Source organism: Promicromonospora sukumoe, from assembly GCF_014137995.1.
Taxonomy (GTDB): domain Bacteria; phylum Actinomycetota; class Actinomycetes; order Actinomycetales; family Cellulomonadaceae; genus Promicromonospora; species Promicromonospora sukumoe.
In genome coordinates this window covers 975,428-989,849 of the sequence record NZ_JACGWV010000003.1, presented here as the reverse complement: position 1 = coordinate 989,849, position 14,422 = coordinate 975,428, and the positions used below count along the sequence as shown (strand labels likewise).

Annotated in this window: 13 protein-coding genes and 1 pseudogene; 10 read left to right on the top strand and 4 right to left on the bottom strand. The window is 73.5% G+C overall.

Annotated elements, in window-relative coordinates; translation table 11 throughout:
* Together FHX71_RS28425 and FHX71_RS28420 are read right to left on the bottom strand one after the other, a co-directional pair.
* Positions 1–1,514 (bottom strand): annotated as a pseudogene (locus FHX71_RS28425) (DUF1565 domain-containing protein); the annotation flags it as partial.
* Positions 1,515–1,678: 164 nt separating this feature from the next.
* Positions 1,679–3,970 carry an MSCRAMM family protein gene (locus tag FHX71_RS28420; protein ID WP_312877251.1) on the bottom strand — a complete coding sequence of 764 codons (2,292 nt, stop codon included), beginning with the start codon at positions 3,968–3,970 and terminating at the stop codon, positions 1,679–1,681.
* A 134-nt stretch (positions 3,971–4,104) separates the two neighbouring features.
* On the opposite strand from FHX71_RS28420, the gene FHX71_RS28415 reads away from it, so the two are divergent.
* The 4 genes from FHX71_RS28415 to FHX71_RS28400 all read left to right on the top strand — a co-directional run bounded on the left by FHX71_RS28415 (position 4,105) and on the right by FHX71_RS28400 (position 7,949).
* Entirely contained in the window at positions 4,105–5,142 is a 1,038-nt protein-coding gene (locus FHX71_RS28415) for a LacI family DNA-binding transcriptional regulator (protein ID WP_220490515.1), read from the top strand.
* Complete coding sequence (locus FHX71_RS28410) at positions 5,139–6,095, top strand: ribokinase (protein WP_220490514.1); 957 nt, start codon at positions 5,139–5,141, stop codon at positions 6,093–6,095. The genes FHX71_RS28415 and FHX71_RS28410 overlap by 4 nt, the downstream gene beginning before the upstream one ends.
* Entirely contained in the window at positions 6,092–6,550 is a 459-nt protein-coding gene (locus FHX71_RS28405) for an RpiB/LacA/LacB family sugar-phosphate isomerase (protein ID WP_182620792.1), read from the top strand. Before FHX71_RS28410 ends, FHX71_RS28405 begins: the two co-directional genes overlap by 4 nt.
* A 70-nt stretch (positions 6,551–6,620) precedes the next feature.
* On the top strand, positions 6,621–7,949 hold the full coding sequence (locus FHX71_RS28400; RefSeq protein WP_182620791.1) for an MFS transporter: 1,329 nt from the start codon (positions 6,621–6,623) through the stop codon (positions 7,947–7,949).
* Between the two features lie 71 nt (positions 7,950–8,020).
* Here the strand turns inward: FHX71_RS28400 and FHX71_RS28395 are convergent, their stop codons facing one another.
* Positions 8,021–9,709 carry an NAD(P)/FAD-dependent oxidoreductase gene (locus FHX71_RS28395; protein WP_182620790.1) on the bottom strand — a complete coding sequence of 563 codons (1,689 nt, stop codon included), beginning with the start codon at positions 9,707–9,709 and terminating at the stop codon, positions 8,021–8,023.
* 167 nt (positions 9,710–9,876) lie between these two features.
* Here FHX71_RS28395 and FHX71_RS28390 point away from each other — a divergent pair, with 167 nt between their 5' ends.
* The 4 genes from FHX71_RS28390 (at position 9,877) to FHX71_RS28375 (ending at position 12,210) form a co-directional block, all read left to right on the top strand.
* On the top strand, positions 9,877–10,470 hold the full coding sequence (locus FHX71_RS28390) for a molybdopterin-dependent oxidoreductase (RefSeq protein ID WP_182620789.1): 594 nt from the start codon (positions 9,877–9,879) through the stop codon (positions 10,468–10,470).
* Positions 10,467–11,228, top strand: a complete 762-nt coding sequence (locus tag FHX71_RS28385) for an FAD-binding oxidoreductase (protein ID WP_312877250.1) — start codon at positions 10,467–10,469, stop codon at positions 11,226–11,228. Before FHX71_RS28390 ends, FHX71_RS28385 begins: the two co-directional genes overlap by 4 nt.
* Positions 11,229–11,486, top strand: a complete 258-nt coding sequence (locus FHX71_RS28380) for a DUF6510 family protein (RefSeq protein ID WP_182620788.1) — start codon at positions 11,229–11,231, stop codon at positions 11,484–11,486.
* A gap of 97 nt (positions 11,487–11,583) precedes the next feature.
* Entirely contained in the window at positions 11,584–12,210 is a 627-nt protein-coding gene (locus FHX71_RS28375) for a hypothetical protein (protein WP_182620787.1), read from the top strand.
* 60 nt (positions 12,211–12,270) lie between these two features.
* On the opposite strand, the gene FHX71_RS28370 is transcribed toward FHX71_RS28375, so the two are convergent.
* A complete protein-coding gene (locus FHX71_RS28370) occupies positions 12,271–12,627 on the bottom strand; it encodes a DUF192 domain-containing protein (protein WP_182620786.1) in 357 nt (118 codons plus the stop codon).
* Positions 12,628–12,974: 347 nt separating this feature from the next.
* Here FHX71_RS28370 and FHX71_RS28365 point away from each other — a divergent pair, with 347 nt between their 5' ends.
* Positions 12,975–13,706: a hypothetical protein gene (locus FHX71_RS28365; protein ID WP_182620785.1), complete on the top strand. Its 732-nt coding sequence runs from the start codon at positions 12,975–12,977 to the stop codon at positions 13,704–13,706.
* A complete protein-coding gene (cpaB, locus tag FHX71_RS28360) occupies positions 13,703–14,422 on the top strand; it encodes a Flp pilus assembly protein CpaB (RefSeq protein ID WP_182620784.1) in 720 nt (239 codons plus the stop codon). Before FHX71_RS28365 ends, cpaB begins: the two co-directional genes overlap by 4 nt.

Sequence of the window (14,422 nt, the reverse complement as noted above, 5' to 3'; positions counted from 1 at the left end):
AAGGTCTGGTAGTCGGGCATCGCGGTGATCGTGTCGGCGGTCCGGCCGATCCGGACGGCGTCCATGCTCACGTTCGAGATCTCGACGTCGTCGATCAGCGTGCCGACGGTGTCCAGGAGCTGCACGCCGCTCACCAGCGAACCCGTCATGCCGAGCCCGCGCAGCGTAACGCCCGTGGTGCCCTCCAGGTGGAAGAAGCTCTTGTCGAACGACATCAGCGAGACGGCCTTGCCCTCGACGGTGCCGCCGTCGGGCACGTAGTACAGGACGTCGTGGCCGTCGTACCGGTCGATGTAGTACTCGCCGACGGCGTCCATCTCGGACAGCACGTTGACGACCTTGACCTTGGTCCACTCGTCCTGCGGGATGTACATCGACGGGTACTTGGCGTACAGCCGGTCCTCGTCCCAGGACAGGAGCCGCACCATGTCGTTGGCGTAGTTGTTGCCGAGGTAGCCCGACAGCCAGGCCTCGGTCTCGTACCGCGTGCTGTCGATGTCCTCGATCCACCGCGGGTCGAGCTGGACGGGCACGTCGGCGTACTCGCCGAGGCCGCGTCCGCCCAGGTCGTCCACCACGGGCTCGGCCTGCGGCGCCCAGCGCTGGTACCGGTCGCCCTCGGCGGCCCGGCCGCCCACGGTGAAGACCGACGGCGTCATGGTGCGCATCTTCTCGGAGGACCAGGAGCCGCGGTCGTCGGGGTCGGCCAGCGTCTGCTTCTTGTCCTCGAACTGCCCGCGCGGCGTGGTGCCGCTGCGCTCCCAGTGCCCCTGCGCGCCGAACCGGCCCAGCAGGTCCACGTTCATCAGGTCCTGCGGCCCGACGGCGCCCCACTTGCCGCCGGTGCCCCACAGGTGGCAGGCCGTGTCCTTGGTCTCGCAGGCGTTCCCGTTCGGGTACTCGGCCAGCGTCTGGGTGGCGCCGTCGACCACGAGCTCCGGGGCGAACGGCTGCTGCACCCAGTTGAAGCCGTTCTTGTAGAGCGTGCCGGGGTCGATCCCCTGCGCGCCCAGGTCGTAGACCCAGACGCCGTCGCGCAGCGCGTCCGTGTCCAGCCGGGTGTTCGCCGCGTACTGCGGCTGGGCCAGCTCGTCCGCACCGAGGTCGGTCAGGCGCTGCCAGCCGTCGGCCGGCAGCTCGTGCGTGCCCGTGATCGTCACGTCCTCGCCGCGGTACGCGGTGTACGTGACCCACGAGTTCTCGGCGCCGGTCAGCGCGACCGTGTCGTCCAGCACGTACTCGCCGCCCCGGATGTTGACGGTGCCCCGGTGACGCTCCGAGGTGCGGCCCTCGAGCGCGTCGCGCGCCGCGGCGATCGTGCGGAACGGGGCCTGCTTCGTGCCCGGGTTCGCGTCGTCGCCCGTGGGCGCGACGTAGACGGTGAGCCGTCCGTGGCCGGGTCCCGCGGGAAGCGCCGACGCCGGGGCACCGGCGCCGAGCGCCGCCACCGTCGTGAGCACCAGGGCCGCGGCCGCCGCGCGCAGCCGCGCGCCGGGATGGTTCGTTCTCGTCATCGAGAGACTCCCTCGTCGTGTGCCGTGCTCCGCCCGCGGCCGGGAGGCAGCACCGGTCCGCGAGGGAATATGTATGACATGTGCACACTAGAGGGAGTGTCGGGCGGGCCGCAAGGGCCGGCCCGAGGGCCGGGCCCCGGCCGGTGGGCTCAGGGAGCGCCGGCTCAGCTCTTGCGGCGCGACCCCCGGACCATCCCGACGCCCACGGCGATGAGCACCCCGGCGGCCAGCGCCACCGAGCCGACGGTCGCGCCCGTGGCGGCCAGGTCGCCCGGCTCCGCGGGGTCCGGCTCGGGCCCGGCCGACGGGTCGGTGCCCGGCGCCGGGCTGGGCGCCTGCGCCGCGTTCGCGAGCACGAAGTCGAGCCCGGTGACCGCCTCGTCCACGACCTCGAAGGCGAGGGTGTCCTCGCCCTCGACCACGTACCCCTCGCCCGGGTGCACGACGGCGGTGTACGACCCCGGGGGCAGCTCGGTGCGCCACGCGCCCTCGTCGTCGGTGGTCGCGGTGCCGACGGTCGTCCCGTCGCCGTCGGTCACCGTCACCTCGGTGCCGGGCACCGGGGCACCCTCCGTGTGGGTGACCGTCCCGCCGGCCGGCAGGTTCTCGGCGGGCTCGGCGACCAGCGCGAAGTCCTCCTGGAGCAGGCTCTCGCCCGCGCTGGTCAGGGTCACGGTCCGCTCGGTCGCCTCGGCCGTGTACCCGTCGGGCACGGTGAGCGTGATCGTGTAGTCCCCCGGCGGCAGGTCGCCGACGAAGTAGCCGCCCACGTCATCGGTGACCAGCGTGACCGGACCGTCCGGGCCCTCCACCGTCACGGTCGCGCCGGCCACGGGCGCCCCCGCGTCGTCGGTCACGGTGCCGCCGATCGCGCCCGGGTGGGACAGGCCGAAGTCGACGTCGGTCACGTCGTCGGCGCCGACCGTGACGTCCCGCGAGTCCGGGCCGTCGGCGCGGTACCCGTCGGGCACGTCGATGCTCACGGTGTGGTCGCCCGGCGGCACGTCCTCGAAGAGGTAGCCGCCGTCGGCGCCCGTCGTCGTGCTGACCGGGCCGCCCGGGCCGTCCCGCGTGACGACGACGCCCGCGAGTGGCTCGCCGCCCGCCGTCACCGTGCCGGAGAGCGAGGCGGGCGCCCGGACGACGAAGTCGTTGCCCGTGCTGGCCTCCTCCTGGCCGACCTCGACGGTGACGTCGTCCGGCGAGGTCGCGACCGCGAACCCGTCGGGCAGGTCGCTCACAGCGAACGTGTACTGCTGGGGCTGGTCGTTCTCGGTGTCCCAGCCGACGCCGTCGACCAGGTACTCGCCCGTCGAGCTGGTCACGGCCGTGAGCGCAGGCCCCCCGCCCACCGGGGTCAGGGTGACGGTCGCGCCGGGGACGGGCGTGCCGTCGTCGGTCAGGACCGCGCCGCTCACGGCGACGGGGACGATGTCGCGGGCCGCGAGGTCGACGCCGGCGGCGTCCTCGGCGGAGAGGTCGATCTCGCCCACCTCGCGGTCGCCGTACGGCACGAGCCCGAACGGGTGCTCGTCGTCGGCCTCCGGGAGGGTGGTCAGCTCGACGCGGTAGCCGGACGTGGCCGTGTAGCCGGGGAAGGCGTACTGGCCGCTCTCGTCCGACGTCGTCGTCGCGAGCTCCGTGCCGTCCGGGCCGAACAGGGTGAGGCCGGCACCGGGCAGGACGCCCTGCGGCGCGCCGGCGTCGTCGACCACCTCGACCGTGCCGGAGATGTCGCGCGCCAGCGAGGCGAACCAGGTCTGGTAGACGGGGAAGCCGCTGCGCTGGAAGAACTGGACGGTCAGGGTCTTGATCGGCGTCGTGGGGAGGAACCAGCCGGCGGCGCCCGACGTGTCGTTCGCCGCGGGGTTGCCGATCAGCTCGCCGGTCGCCGGGTCCCAGGCCGGCACGTCCGCCGGGTCACCCGTGCAGGACGGCGAGCCGGCGACGGTGCAGTAGTTGAAGCCGCCCTGGAAGCCGAGCTCCGCGCCGGCGAGCTGCCGGCCGTCGGCGCCGAGCGCCGTGACGACGGCGCGGTCGGCGTCGATGTCGCCGAGCACGAAGGCCCAGCCGCCCGTCGGCGTCGGGCGCTCGAACGTGTAGGTGGTGGTCGACGGCGACGTCGGCCGATCGGCCTGCGGGCGCAGGTTGAGGTACTGCTGGTCGCGGCTGGACCCGAAGATCTCGCCGGGCGGCGTGGCCTGGCTCAGCCACGACGAGGCCCCGGAGATGACGCCGACGCCGCCGCGCGAGTCCGAGGTCACCGTGGCCTCCGGGAAGCCGCCCGCCGGGAGCCGCATGCTGGTCGACCAGTCGCCGGCGGACCCGGTCAACGGGTCCCAGTCGGCCCATCCGGCGGTGGTCTCCGCCGACGCCGACATCGTAGGAATGACTGCGCCGAACGCGACCAGTACCGCCGTCGCGAGTGCGCCCAAGCCCCCTGGGGTGCGCTTCACGCTCGACACGTTATGAGACAACCGGTCTCACCGCGCGAGGAACGATGCGGGCGCATCGTTCTTGCTTTCGCCCCCTCGACTGTGGCAGATTGGCGACAGGCAGTCATGGAAACGTTTCCACGGAAGAGGGCAGAGTGGCCACGATCAAGGACGTCGCAGCGCTGGCGGGAGTCTCCCTCGGCACCGCGTCGCGGGTGCTGAGCGGCAGCAGCCAGACCTCCCCCGACTCGCGGGCCCGCGTCACGGCCGCGGCCAAGGAGCTCAACTACATCGCCAACGGCCCCGCGCGGTCGCTGCGCCGGTCGCGCACCGACGTGCTCGGGCTGCTCGTCTCCGACATCCGCAACCCGTTCTTCTCCGAGCTGGCGCACGCCGCCGAGCGCGAGGCGCAGCGGCGCGGCTACACCGTGCTGCTCGCCAACGCCGACGAGGACGCCGACCAGGAGGCCGCCTACCTGCGCACCTTCGCCTCCCAGCGGATCGACGGCCTGCTCATCGCCCCGCAGGGCTCCGACGTGACCCCGCTGCACGCCCTGCGCGACGGCGGCCTGCCGCTGGTCTTCGTGGACCGGTCGGTCGAGGGTCTCGACGTGCCCACCATCGGCACCGACAACGAGGACGGCGTGCGCCGCGCGCTGACCTGGCTGCACGGCCGCGGGCACCGGGAGGTCGCGTTCGTGGGCGGGCCGCCCGAGGTCTCGACCGGCCGCGAGCGCCGTGCCGCCTTCCTGCGGTTCCGGGACGAGCTCGGCCTGTCGGCCGACCCGCGCCTCGTGGCGCACGGCGACTTCCGGGCCGAGAGCGGCGTGGAGGCGATGCACGCGGTGCTCGCCTCGGGCGCGCGTCCGACGGCGGTGCTCAGCGCCGACGGCCTGATGACGCTGGGTGTGGCGCGGGCGCTGCGGGAGGCCGGGCCCGTGGGCGCGGACGCGGCCGAGCCGCTGGACGCCGTCGAGATCGTGTCGTTCGACGACCTCGACTGGTTCTCGCTGGTCTCCCCGCCGATCTCGGCGGTGCGCAACGACGCCACGGCGATCGGCCGGCTGGGCGTCACCGCGCTGGTCGACGTGATCGAGGGCCGCCCGGGGGCGTCGCACCGGGTCGCGACGTCGTTCGTGGACCGATCGGGCGAGCCCGGCGGGTCCGCCGGGTCCGCCGAGGCGGGCGCGTGACTGCCCGGGTCACCGTCGTCGGGAGCGTGAACGCCGACACGTCGCTGCGGCTGGCGGCGCTGCCCCGGCCCGGCGAGACGGTCCTGGCGCGCGAGGCGTCGGCCTCGCTCGGCGGCAAGGGCGCCAACCAAGCGGTCGCCGCCGCCCGCGCGGGCGCGCACGTCACGATGGTTGGCGCCGTCGGCCGGGAGGACGGCGAGCCGCTGGCGCAGGCGCTGGCCGCGGAGGGCATCGACACCGGCCTGCTCACGCGCTCGGAGCGGGCGAGCGGCCGCGCCCTGGTGCTCCTGGACGACGACGGCGAGAACTCGATCATCGTGGTCCCGGGCGCGAACGCCGCGCTCGACGACGCCGCCGTGCGCCAGGCCTGCGCGGACCTCTCCCCCGGCGACGTCCTGGTGCTCCAGCACGAGATCCCGGCGGCGACGTCGCGGCTCGCGGCCGCCACGGCGTCGGCCGCGGGGGCGACCGTCATCTGGAACGCGGCGCCCGCGCCCGCCCACGCCGCCGACCTGGTCGAGCACGTGGACCTGCTCGTGGTCAACGAGCACGAGCTCGACGCCGTGGCCCGCCTGGTCGGCCTGCGGCCGGCCGGTCCCGAGGCCGACGTCGCCGCCGTCGCCGCCCGGCTCGGTACCGACGTCGTCTGCACGCTCGGCGCCGCGGGCGCGCTGGTGCACCGGGACGGCGCGCTCGTCCGGGTGCCCGCCCCCGTCGTGACGGCGGTCGACACGACCGCCGCCGGTGACACCTTCGTGGGCTACCTCGCGGCGTCGTGGCACCTGCCCCTGGCCGACGCCGTACGCCGGGCCGCGCTGGCCGGCGCCCTGGCGGTGACCCGTCAGGGGGCCGCCACCTCCATCCCCACCCGCGCGGAGGTCGAGCTAGGGCTCGCCGCGCACACCGACACCGACCAGATCAACAGCATCCCGACCGGAAGGAACCACCCATGAGAGTCGCACTCGGAGCCGACCACGCCGGCTTCCCCTTCAAGGACCTGGTCCGGGAGGCGGTCGAGGGCCTCGGGCACACGGTCGTCGACTGCGGCACCGACAGCACCGACCCCGTCGACTTCCCCGACATCACGCAGGCCACCTGCGCGCCCGTGCTCGCGGGCGAGGCCGACCGCGCCATCCTCGTGTGCGGCACCGGGGCGGGCGCCATCATGGCGGCCAACAAGATCCCGGGCATCCGCTGCGGGCTGGCCAACGAGCCGTACTCGGCCCACCAGGCGGTCGAGCACGACGACGCGAACGCGATCGCCCTCGGGGCCTGGCTCGCGCCGCGCGCCTTCGTCCCCGACATCGTCCGCGAGTTCCTCGCCGCCACCTTCGACGACGACGCCGACACCCGCCGGCGCGTCGCCAAGCTCAACGCGCTCGACGACCTCGCGCCGTCGGCCCCCTGATCCCCGTCCCTCCCCCGGCGGCGGCCCACGGCTGCCGCCCGCTCCGCCCCTGATCAAAGGAGATCCCTCCATGTCCACGACGACCCCCGCGCAACGGCGCTCACCGCTCGGCTCGAAGGACCGGGTCAAGACCGCCGTCGCCGCCGCCGTCGGAACCAGCGTCGAGAACTACGACTTCGTCGCGTTCGGCACCGCGGCCGCGCTGTACTTCGGCTCCGTCTTCTTCCCCGAGAGCGACCCGCTCACCGGCACCCTCCTCGCGTTCGCGACCCTCGCGGTCGGGTTCGTGATGCGCCCGCTGGGCGGCGCCGTCGGCGGGTACCTCGCCGACCGGTTCGGCCGCAAGCCGGTGCTGGTGGGCGCCATGCTCGTGATGGGCGGCGCCACCGTGCTGATCGGCGTGCTGCCGACGTACGCCCAGATCGGCGTCGCCGCACCGATCCTGCTGGTCGTCATCCGGATGATCCAGGGCCTCGCCTTCGGCGCCGAGTGGGGCGGCGCCATCACGATGGCGTACGAGCACGCGCCCTGGCACCGCCGCGGCATGTTCGCGGCCATCCCGCAGTCGGGCAACCCGCTCGGCATCGCGCTCGCCAGCGGCATGTTCGCGCTGAGCGCCGGCCTGCCCGGCGACTGGAAGTGGCGCACGCCGTTCCTGCTCAGCGCGGTGCTGGTGATCGTGGCCCTGGTGGTGCGCTCGCGCCTGTCGGAGTCGCCCGAGTTCCAGGAGGCCGTGGCGACGGGCAAGACCGTGAAGAACCCGTTCCTGGCCACGCTCCGGAACGACTGGCGCAGCATCCTGCGCGTCATCGCGCTGCGCGTCGTCGAGTCGTTCGCGTACTACTCCACGGCGACGTACCTGCTCAGCTACATCTCGGAGCGTGACCCGGAGCTGCGGTCCACGGCGCTGGGCGCGATCACGGCGGCGAGCATCACGGCGGTGGTGGTCACGTTCCTCGCGGGCTCGCTCACCGACCGGGTGGGCCGGCGTCCGGTCTACATCGCGGGCTGTGTCGCGGCGATGCTGTTCGCGTTCCCGATGTACCTGATGACCAACCAGGGCAACCCGGTGCTGGTCGTGCTCGTCTTCGTGATCGGCATCGGCCTGATCCACGCGGCGCTCACCGGCACCCAGGGCGCGCTGCTGACCGAGCAGTTCCAGACGGCGACCCGCACGTCGGGCGCCTCGCTCGGCTACCAGCTCGCGGCGGCGCTCGGCGGTTTTGCGCCGCTCATCGCGGCCGCGCTGGTCGGGGCGTTCGGCTGGCCCGGCGCGTCGGTGCTGTACCTGGGCGCCGCCGTCATCGGCCTGATCGGCATCCTGGTGACCAAGGAGACCTGGCCGCGGGCCGAGCGCGAGCGCGTGGCGGCCCTGGTGGAGGCGGAGCGCAACCGCTGACCTGTCAGCCCCACACACGTGTCAGACCTACAGGTCACCCGGGGGACCTGTAGGTCTGACACGTTGGGGCGTCAGGCGCCGAACTCCTCCGCGCGCAGGCGCGCCAGGTGCGCGTGGACCAGCGGCAGCACCGACGCGCCCTCGCCGCTCGCCGACGCGACCCGCTTCATCGACCCGGCGCGGACGTCGCCCACCGCGAAGACGCCCGGCACGGTCGTCTCCAGGCTGGCGGGCGGCTGGCCGTCGACCCAGGCGTCGCGGGGCACGTCCCGGCCGGTGAGCACGAAGCCCCGCTCGTCGAGCGCCACACCCTCGGGCAGCCACGAGCAGTCGGGCTCGGCGCCGAGCAGGCAGAACAGGCCGTCGGCGGAGGTCTTGGTCGACTCGCCGGTCTCCAGGTTCTCCAGCCGGAGCCACTGGAGCCAGGCGTCCCCGCCGCCGTCGGCGACGACGGTCCGGGTGCGCACCTGGATGGTGGGCGTCGCCTCGATCTCGCGCACCAGGTAGTCGGACATGGTCTCGGCGAGGCTCGCGCGGCGCACCAGGATGGTCACCCCGCCCGCGAACTTGGCGAGGTGGACGGCGGCCTGGCCCGCGGAGTTGCCGCCACCGACCACGTAGACGTCGCGGTCCTGCATCTCGCGCGCCATCGACGTGGCGGCGCCGTAGTACACCCCGGCGCCCACGAGGTCCTCGACCCCGGGCAAGCCCAGCCGCCGGTAGGCGACGCCGGTCGCGAGCACCACGGTGCGGGCGCAGAGCTGCGCGCCGCGGACGTGCAGGTGCTGGTGCTCGGGCTCGTTCGGCGGCCCCGGCTCGATGCGGGCCGCGGGGCGTCCCGTGAAGAAGCGCGCGCCGAACCGGCTCGCCTGGATGCGGGACCGTTGCGCCAGCCGCATGCCCGAGATCCCGCGCGGGAACCCGAGGTAGTTGCGGATCATCGAGCTCGACCCGGCCTGGCCGCCGATCGCGTCCCGTTCCAGCACGACGGTCGCCAGCCCCTCGGACGCCGCGTAGACGGCGGTGGCGAGGCCCGCCGGGCCGGCGCCGATGATCGCGACGTCCGCGATCACGCCGTCGGGGATCGAGTCGAACCCGCCGTAGATCGCCTCGGTCACGGCCGCCGGGGTCGCCGCGGACAGCGCCTGGCCCCGGAACGTGCTGACCACGGGCAGCTCGGCGCCCGGACCGGCGGTCTCGAGGATCTCGGCCGCCTCCTCGTCGTCCGGCGTCAGCGCGCGGTACGGGAAGCCGAGGCGCTCCAGCAGGTCGCGGATCGCCGCCGCGTTCCGGTCGCCGGGCTCGGCCACCAGGTCGGTCACCGTCACGACGGGCCGGCCCACCGACCAGCCCCACTCGGAGAGCAGCTCGATCAGCGCGGTGTGGAACTCCTCGTCGCGCGGCCCGCGCGGGAGGATGACGTACGTGTCGAGGTCCCGGCGCGTCATCGCGTCCCGCAGCTCGTCCAGGCTGTCGTTGAAGTACTCGAACGGCACGAGCGACACGCGCCGCGCGGTGGCGACGACGGACGGGAGCTGGTGCAGCAGCTCGATCGCCGTGCCGTCGGGCAGGTGGTGCTCGGCGGCGACCATCGTGATCTGCTCGCCCTCGCCCACCAGCTCCCGCGCCCGGTCCAGGCACGCGGCCTGGCCGTGGGTCAGCTCGATCCGGTAGTCACGGTCATAGCGGGCGCGGAACTCCTGCTCGACGACGTCGGCGTGGTCGCCGCCCGCCAGCAGGATGACTGGCCTGTCGTCCATGGCGCCCAGCGTAGACGGTGGGCCCGGGTCGGCCGGCCGTCCGGCAACGCGATCTCACCCCCACGAAGGGGTGAGATCGCGTGCCGCCGACCGACGCCGGTCCTACGCTGAACCCACCATCGAACCGTGCCGGCCGGCCCGGCACGGTCGCCGGGAGGAGACCCAGCATGTCCTTCGTCACCCGTGGTTTCTCCGGTCGCAAGCGCGAGGCGGACCCGCGCCTGCCTCCGGGCCAGACCCTCGTCCAGGACTGGCCGGTGCTCAGCGCCGGGCCGACCCCGCGCGTCGACACCGACGACTGGGAGTTCACCATCCGCGACGAGACCGGCGCCGACCACCGCTGGAGCTGGGACGAGCTGCTCGCGCTCGGCGTCGAGGACGTCACCGTGGACATCCACTGCGTGACCCACTGGTCCAAGCTCGACATGGGGTGGCGTGGCGTGAGCCTGGACAAGGTGTTCGAGAACGTCGAGTCCGAGCACGAGTACGTCATGGCGCACTCCTACGGCGGCTACACGACGAACGTCCCGCTGGAGGACCTGCTCGACGGCAGGGCCTGGATCGCCACCGAGGCGGAGGGCGAGCCCCTCGACCCGGAGCACGGCGGCCCGGCCCGGCTGCTCGTACCGCACCTGTACTTCTGGAAGAGCGCCAAGTGGGTCCGGGGCCTGACGATGATGCCCGACAACGACCCCGGCTTCTGGGAGCAGTACGGCTACCACCTCTACGGCGACCCGTGGAAGGAGGAGCGGTACTGGTGAGCGCGCAGGACGTGGCACCGCTGCGCCGGTCCCGGCCGCGCGCGGCGTGGCACACCGGGACGGTCGTCGAGACGCGCCGCGAGACGCCCTCGGCGGCGCGCATCGTGCTGGACGTGCCCACGTGGCCGGGCAGCGACGCCGGCTCGCACCTCGACGTGCGCCTCACCGCCCCGGACGGCTACCAGGCGAGCCGGTCCTACTCGGTCGCCACCGCGTCCCCCGGGGGCCAGGTGGTCCTCGCGGTCGACGAGCTGCCCGACGGCGAGGTCTCGCCCTTCCTGGTCCACGACCTGCGGCCCGGCGACCAGGTCGAGCTGCACGGCCCGCTGGGCGCGTTCTTCGTCTGGCGGCCCGGCGAGAGCACGCGGCCGGTCCAGCTCGTCGCGGGCGGCTCCGGCGTCGTCCCCCTGTACGCCATGGCCGCCGCGCACGGCGCGGCCGCCGATGCCACGCCCTTCCGGCTGCTCTACTCGGCGCGCACGCCCGACGACGTCTTCTTCGCCGACGAGCTCGCCGCCCTGGCCGGGCCGGACCTGGCGCTCGACCTGGTCTACACGCGCGGGGCGCCCGCCGGCTGGCCGGACCCGGTCGGGCGGCTCACGCGCGAGGCTCTCGCCGCGCGCACCCTCCCCGCGGAGCAGCGTCCGCGCGTCTACGTCTGCGGCTCGACGGGCTTCGTCGAGACGGTCGCCGTGTGGCTGCAGGAGCTGGGCCACGCCGCGGCGGACATCCACACCGAGCGTTTCGGAGGCCTGTAGATGACACACCACCTCGACGGCAACGTGCTGGCCGGAGCGCTCTCCGAGGTGTTCCGGGCCGACGTGACCGCCGCGCGCGGCCGCTGCGGCGGCTGCGGGCACATGGCCGTGCTCGGCGAGGCCATGGTCTACACCGACGCGCCCGGGCTCGTGGCCCGCTGCGCCGGGTGCGACCAGGTGCTCGCGACGGTCGTCGACGCGGGCGACCGCGTGATCCTGAGCCTCGCGGGGCTGAGCGCGGTCGAGCTGCGCCGCTGACCGCCCCGCTCCACTTGACCTCGGGCACGCGGCGACGGACCGTGGAAGGGACGGCAGCGCCGTCCGGACGCTGCCCCGAGCACAGGGAGGGTGCGTCATGTTCGTACGCACGACCGAGGTCCAGGGAGATCCCCAGGGGATCGACGACGGGCTGCGGATGGTCCGTGAGGAAGTGTTCCCGGCGGTCACCGCGATGGACGGCTGCGTCGGGATGTCACTGCTGGTCAACCACGAGTCCGGGCGGTGCATCGCCACGACGGCGTGGCAGTCGCACGACGCGCTGGTGATGAGTGCCGACGACGTGCTGCCGCTGCGCGAGCGCGCGGTGCAGGCGCTGGGCAGCACCGGGGGCGGCGACGTCAACGAGTGGGAGGCCGCCGTCGTGCACCGCGACCACGCCACGCCCGACGGCGCGTGCGCGCGCCTGACCTGGCTGAGCGGCGGCCAGGACATGGTCGACCGCTGTATCGATCTCTACCGGATGGTCATCCTGCCGCAGCTCCAGGAGATGGACGGGTTCTGCAGCGGGAGCCTCATGGTCGACCGCGAGGCGGGCCGGGCCGTCGGCACGACCGCCTTCGACAGCATGGCGGCCGTCGTGGCCGCGCGGGAGGCCACCGCCCACATCCGCGAGCGCGTGGTCCGCGAGCTGGGCGCCACGGTGGACGGCCTGGAGGAGATGGAGATCGCGTTCGCGCACCTCCACGTCCCGGAGATGGCCTGATCCCCGACGGGAACCGCGACCGCCGCAGGGCAGCGGTCGCGGGTCCCGGAGCCCACAGGCCTACGGCAGCGCGCCGGACGGTGCCGCGGCGAGCCGGAGCTCGCTGCCCACCTCGAGGCCCCACCGTTCGAAGCTCCCGACGGGCGCCTCCAGCACCTGCGTGGTCCCACGGAACGGGGCCGTCATCCCCCAGGGTCGCAGCACCCGGGTCCTGAGTACGCGCATGTCGCGAGAGACCAGGGCGACGTCCAGCGGCACGCGCATCCAGGCGCCGTGGACCGACGAGCAGGGCCGCAGCAGGAGCGCCTCGGGCAGGACCCGTCGGAACAGCAGGCCGCGCGCCCGGGCCAGGACGGTTTCGGCGACGACGACGTCGGCGACCGCCTCTCCGTCGACCAGGAGCCGGATCTCCGTCATACCGCGTTCCTCTCACCGAATCCTCGACACGGAGTATTGCACCGAACACTCCAGAGTCCGCTCATTTGAGCGATCTCCCGAGAAATCTCGCTCAAAAGGATAATGAAGGAGCGATAACTATGTACGTTCCGGTCCGGAATCTGTACAGTCCGTGTGGCGAGCGGCCCTAAACCTCCACATATGGGCGCCGTTGCCAGAGAGTGGCGATGGCACATCGGTGGCGGGCCGGCGCAGGTAGCTGCGGTTGTGCCGGAATGTGGACAGGGGGCGCCATGCTGGTGGTCGCGATCGGTGCGCCGGACGGTGTGCACACTGCCGTCCGCCGGGCGGATGCAACGTTGGACGCGGTGGTCGCTGCCGTGGCGAGCCTGCCCGACGGCGACGTCGTGCTCGCCACGCGGGACGAGCCCAGCCGCAAGGTCGCGCGGTCGGTCCGCCTGGTCCTCGGCCCGGAGCGTCTCGGCCTGCTCCACGTCGAGACGCCGGTCACGGCCTGGGCGGTGATGCTCGCGGGTCTCGTGTCCGGCGGCCTGACCGCGTCGTCCGCCCGTGCGGTGGCCGACGTCGTCCTGGCCCGCATCACCACGCGAGCCCTCGTCTCCAGTGTCGCCTCCCTGGAGAGCCCGACACCCACGTTCCGCCAGCACGCGGGCAGCCTGTTGCCCCGCACAGCCTTCGTGGTCGACCCCGGCCGAGGCACGGTCGGCCGCTTCCACGAGCGACTGGGCATCCCCAGCGGCGGCGACATGCTCGTCGTCGCCAGCTCCCCCAAGCCCGTGGTGGCCGACACCACCGACCTGCTCCCCCGCCCGGCCGACGTCGAGCTCGTCGGGGCGAAGCCCGACTGGCACGCGACGCGCTGGTTCGAGGCGTCGACCATCGACGGTCCGCTCAGCTGGGCCGTCGCGAGCGCCGCCTCCGGCGCCCACCGCTGGACCGCGTGCGAGGTCTGCGGGCGGGCTGCCTTCGGTACCTGCATCTTCTGCGACATCGCCCTTCGCCCCGCCCGTGCAGGCCTGGCCCCGCACGCGAGGCTTCCCGATCAGCACCAGCCCGAGCACCAGGGAGTCATCAGTTGAACCCGCGCCAACGCCGAGGAGTCTTCCTCCTGGTCATCACCTCGGTCCTCGCCGTCGCCGTCTTTGCCGGTGTCCTCTACTACGTCCGCACCGTGAGCACCCAGGTGGGCCCCTTGACCACCGTGCTCCAGCTCAACCGCTCTGTCGAGGCCCTGGAACCGATCGAGCCGGACATGCTGGAGGAGGTGGAGGTCCCGGAGCGCTGGGTCTCCACGACCGCCGTGAAGGACGCGCGGGCCGTGGACGGCATGGTCGCCGCGACCGACTACGAAGCGGGCTCCGTGGTGCAGGCGGGGATGCTGATCGCACGACCCGGTGTGCAGCCCGGGTTCCGGGAGGTCGCCATCCTCGTGGACTCCGAGACCGGGGTGGCGGGCAAGGTGGAGCCGGGCGACCACGTCGACATCATCGCGACCATGGCGGGCAGCGAGACCACGAAGCCTGTGTCGCGGGTCTGGGTCTCCAACGCCCTGGTCCTGGAGGTCGGCCTCCCCCGGACGCTCGAGAACCCCGACGACCTCTCCGAGACCACTCAGGGACTTCCGGTGACGTTCGCGCTGACCACCGACGACGCGCTGACGCTCGCCTACGTCGAGTCGTTCTCGGTCAAGATGCGCCTCGCTCTGCGCGGCGCGGGGGACGCCGAGGAGCTGCCGACCGAGGAGCGCGTCTACGACGGCACGACGCCGAAGCCACAGGCGAAGGCGAAGGGCTGA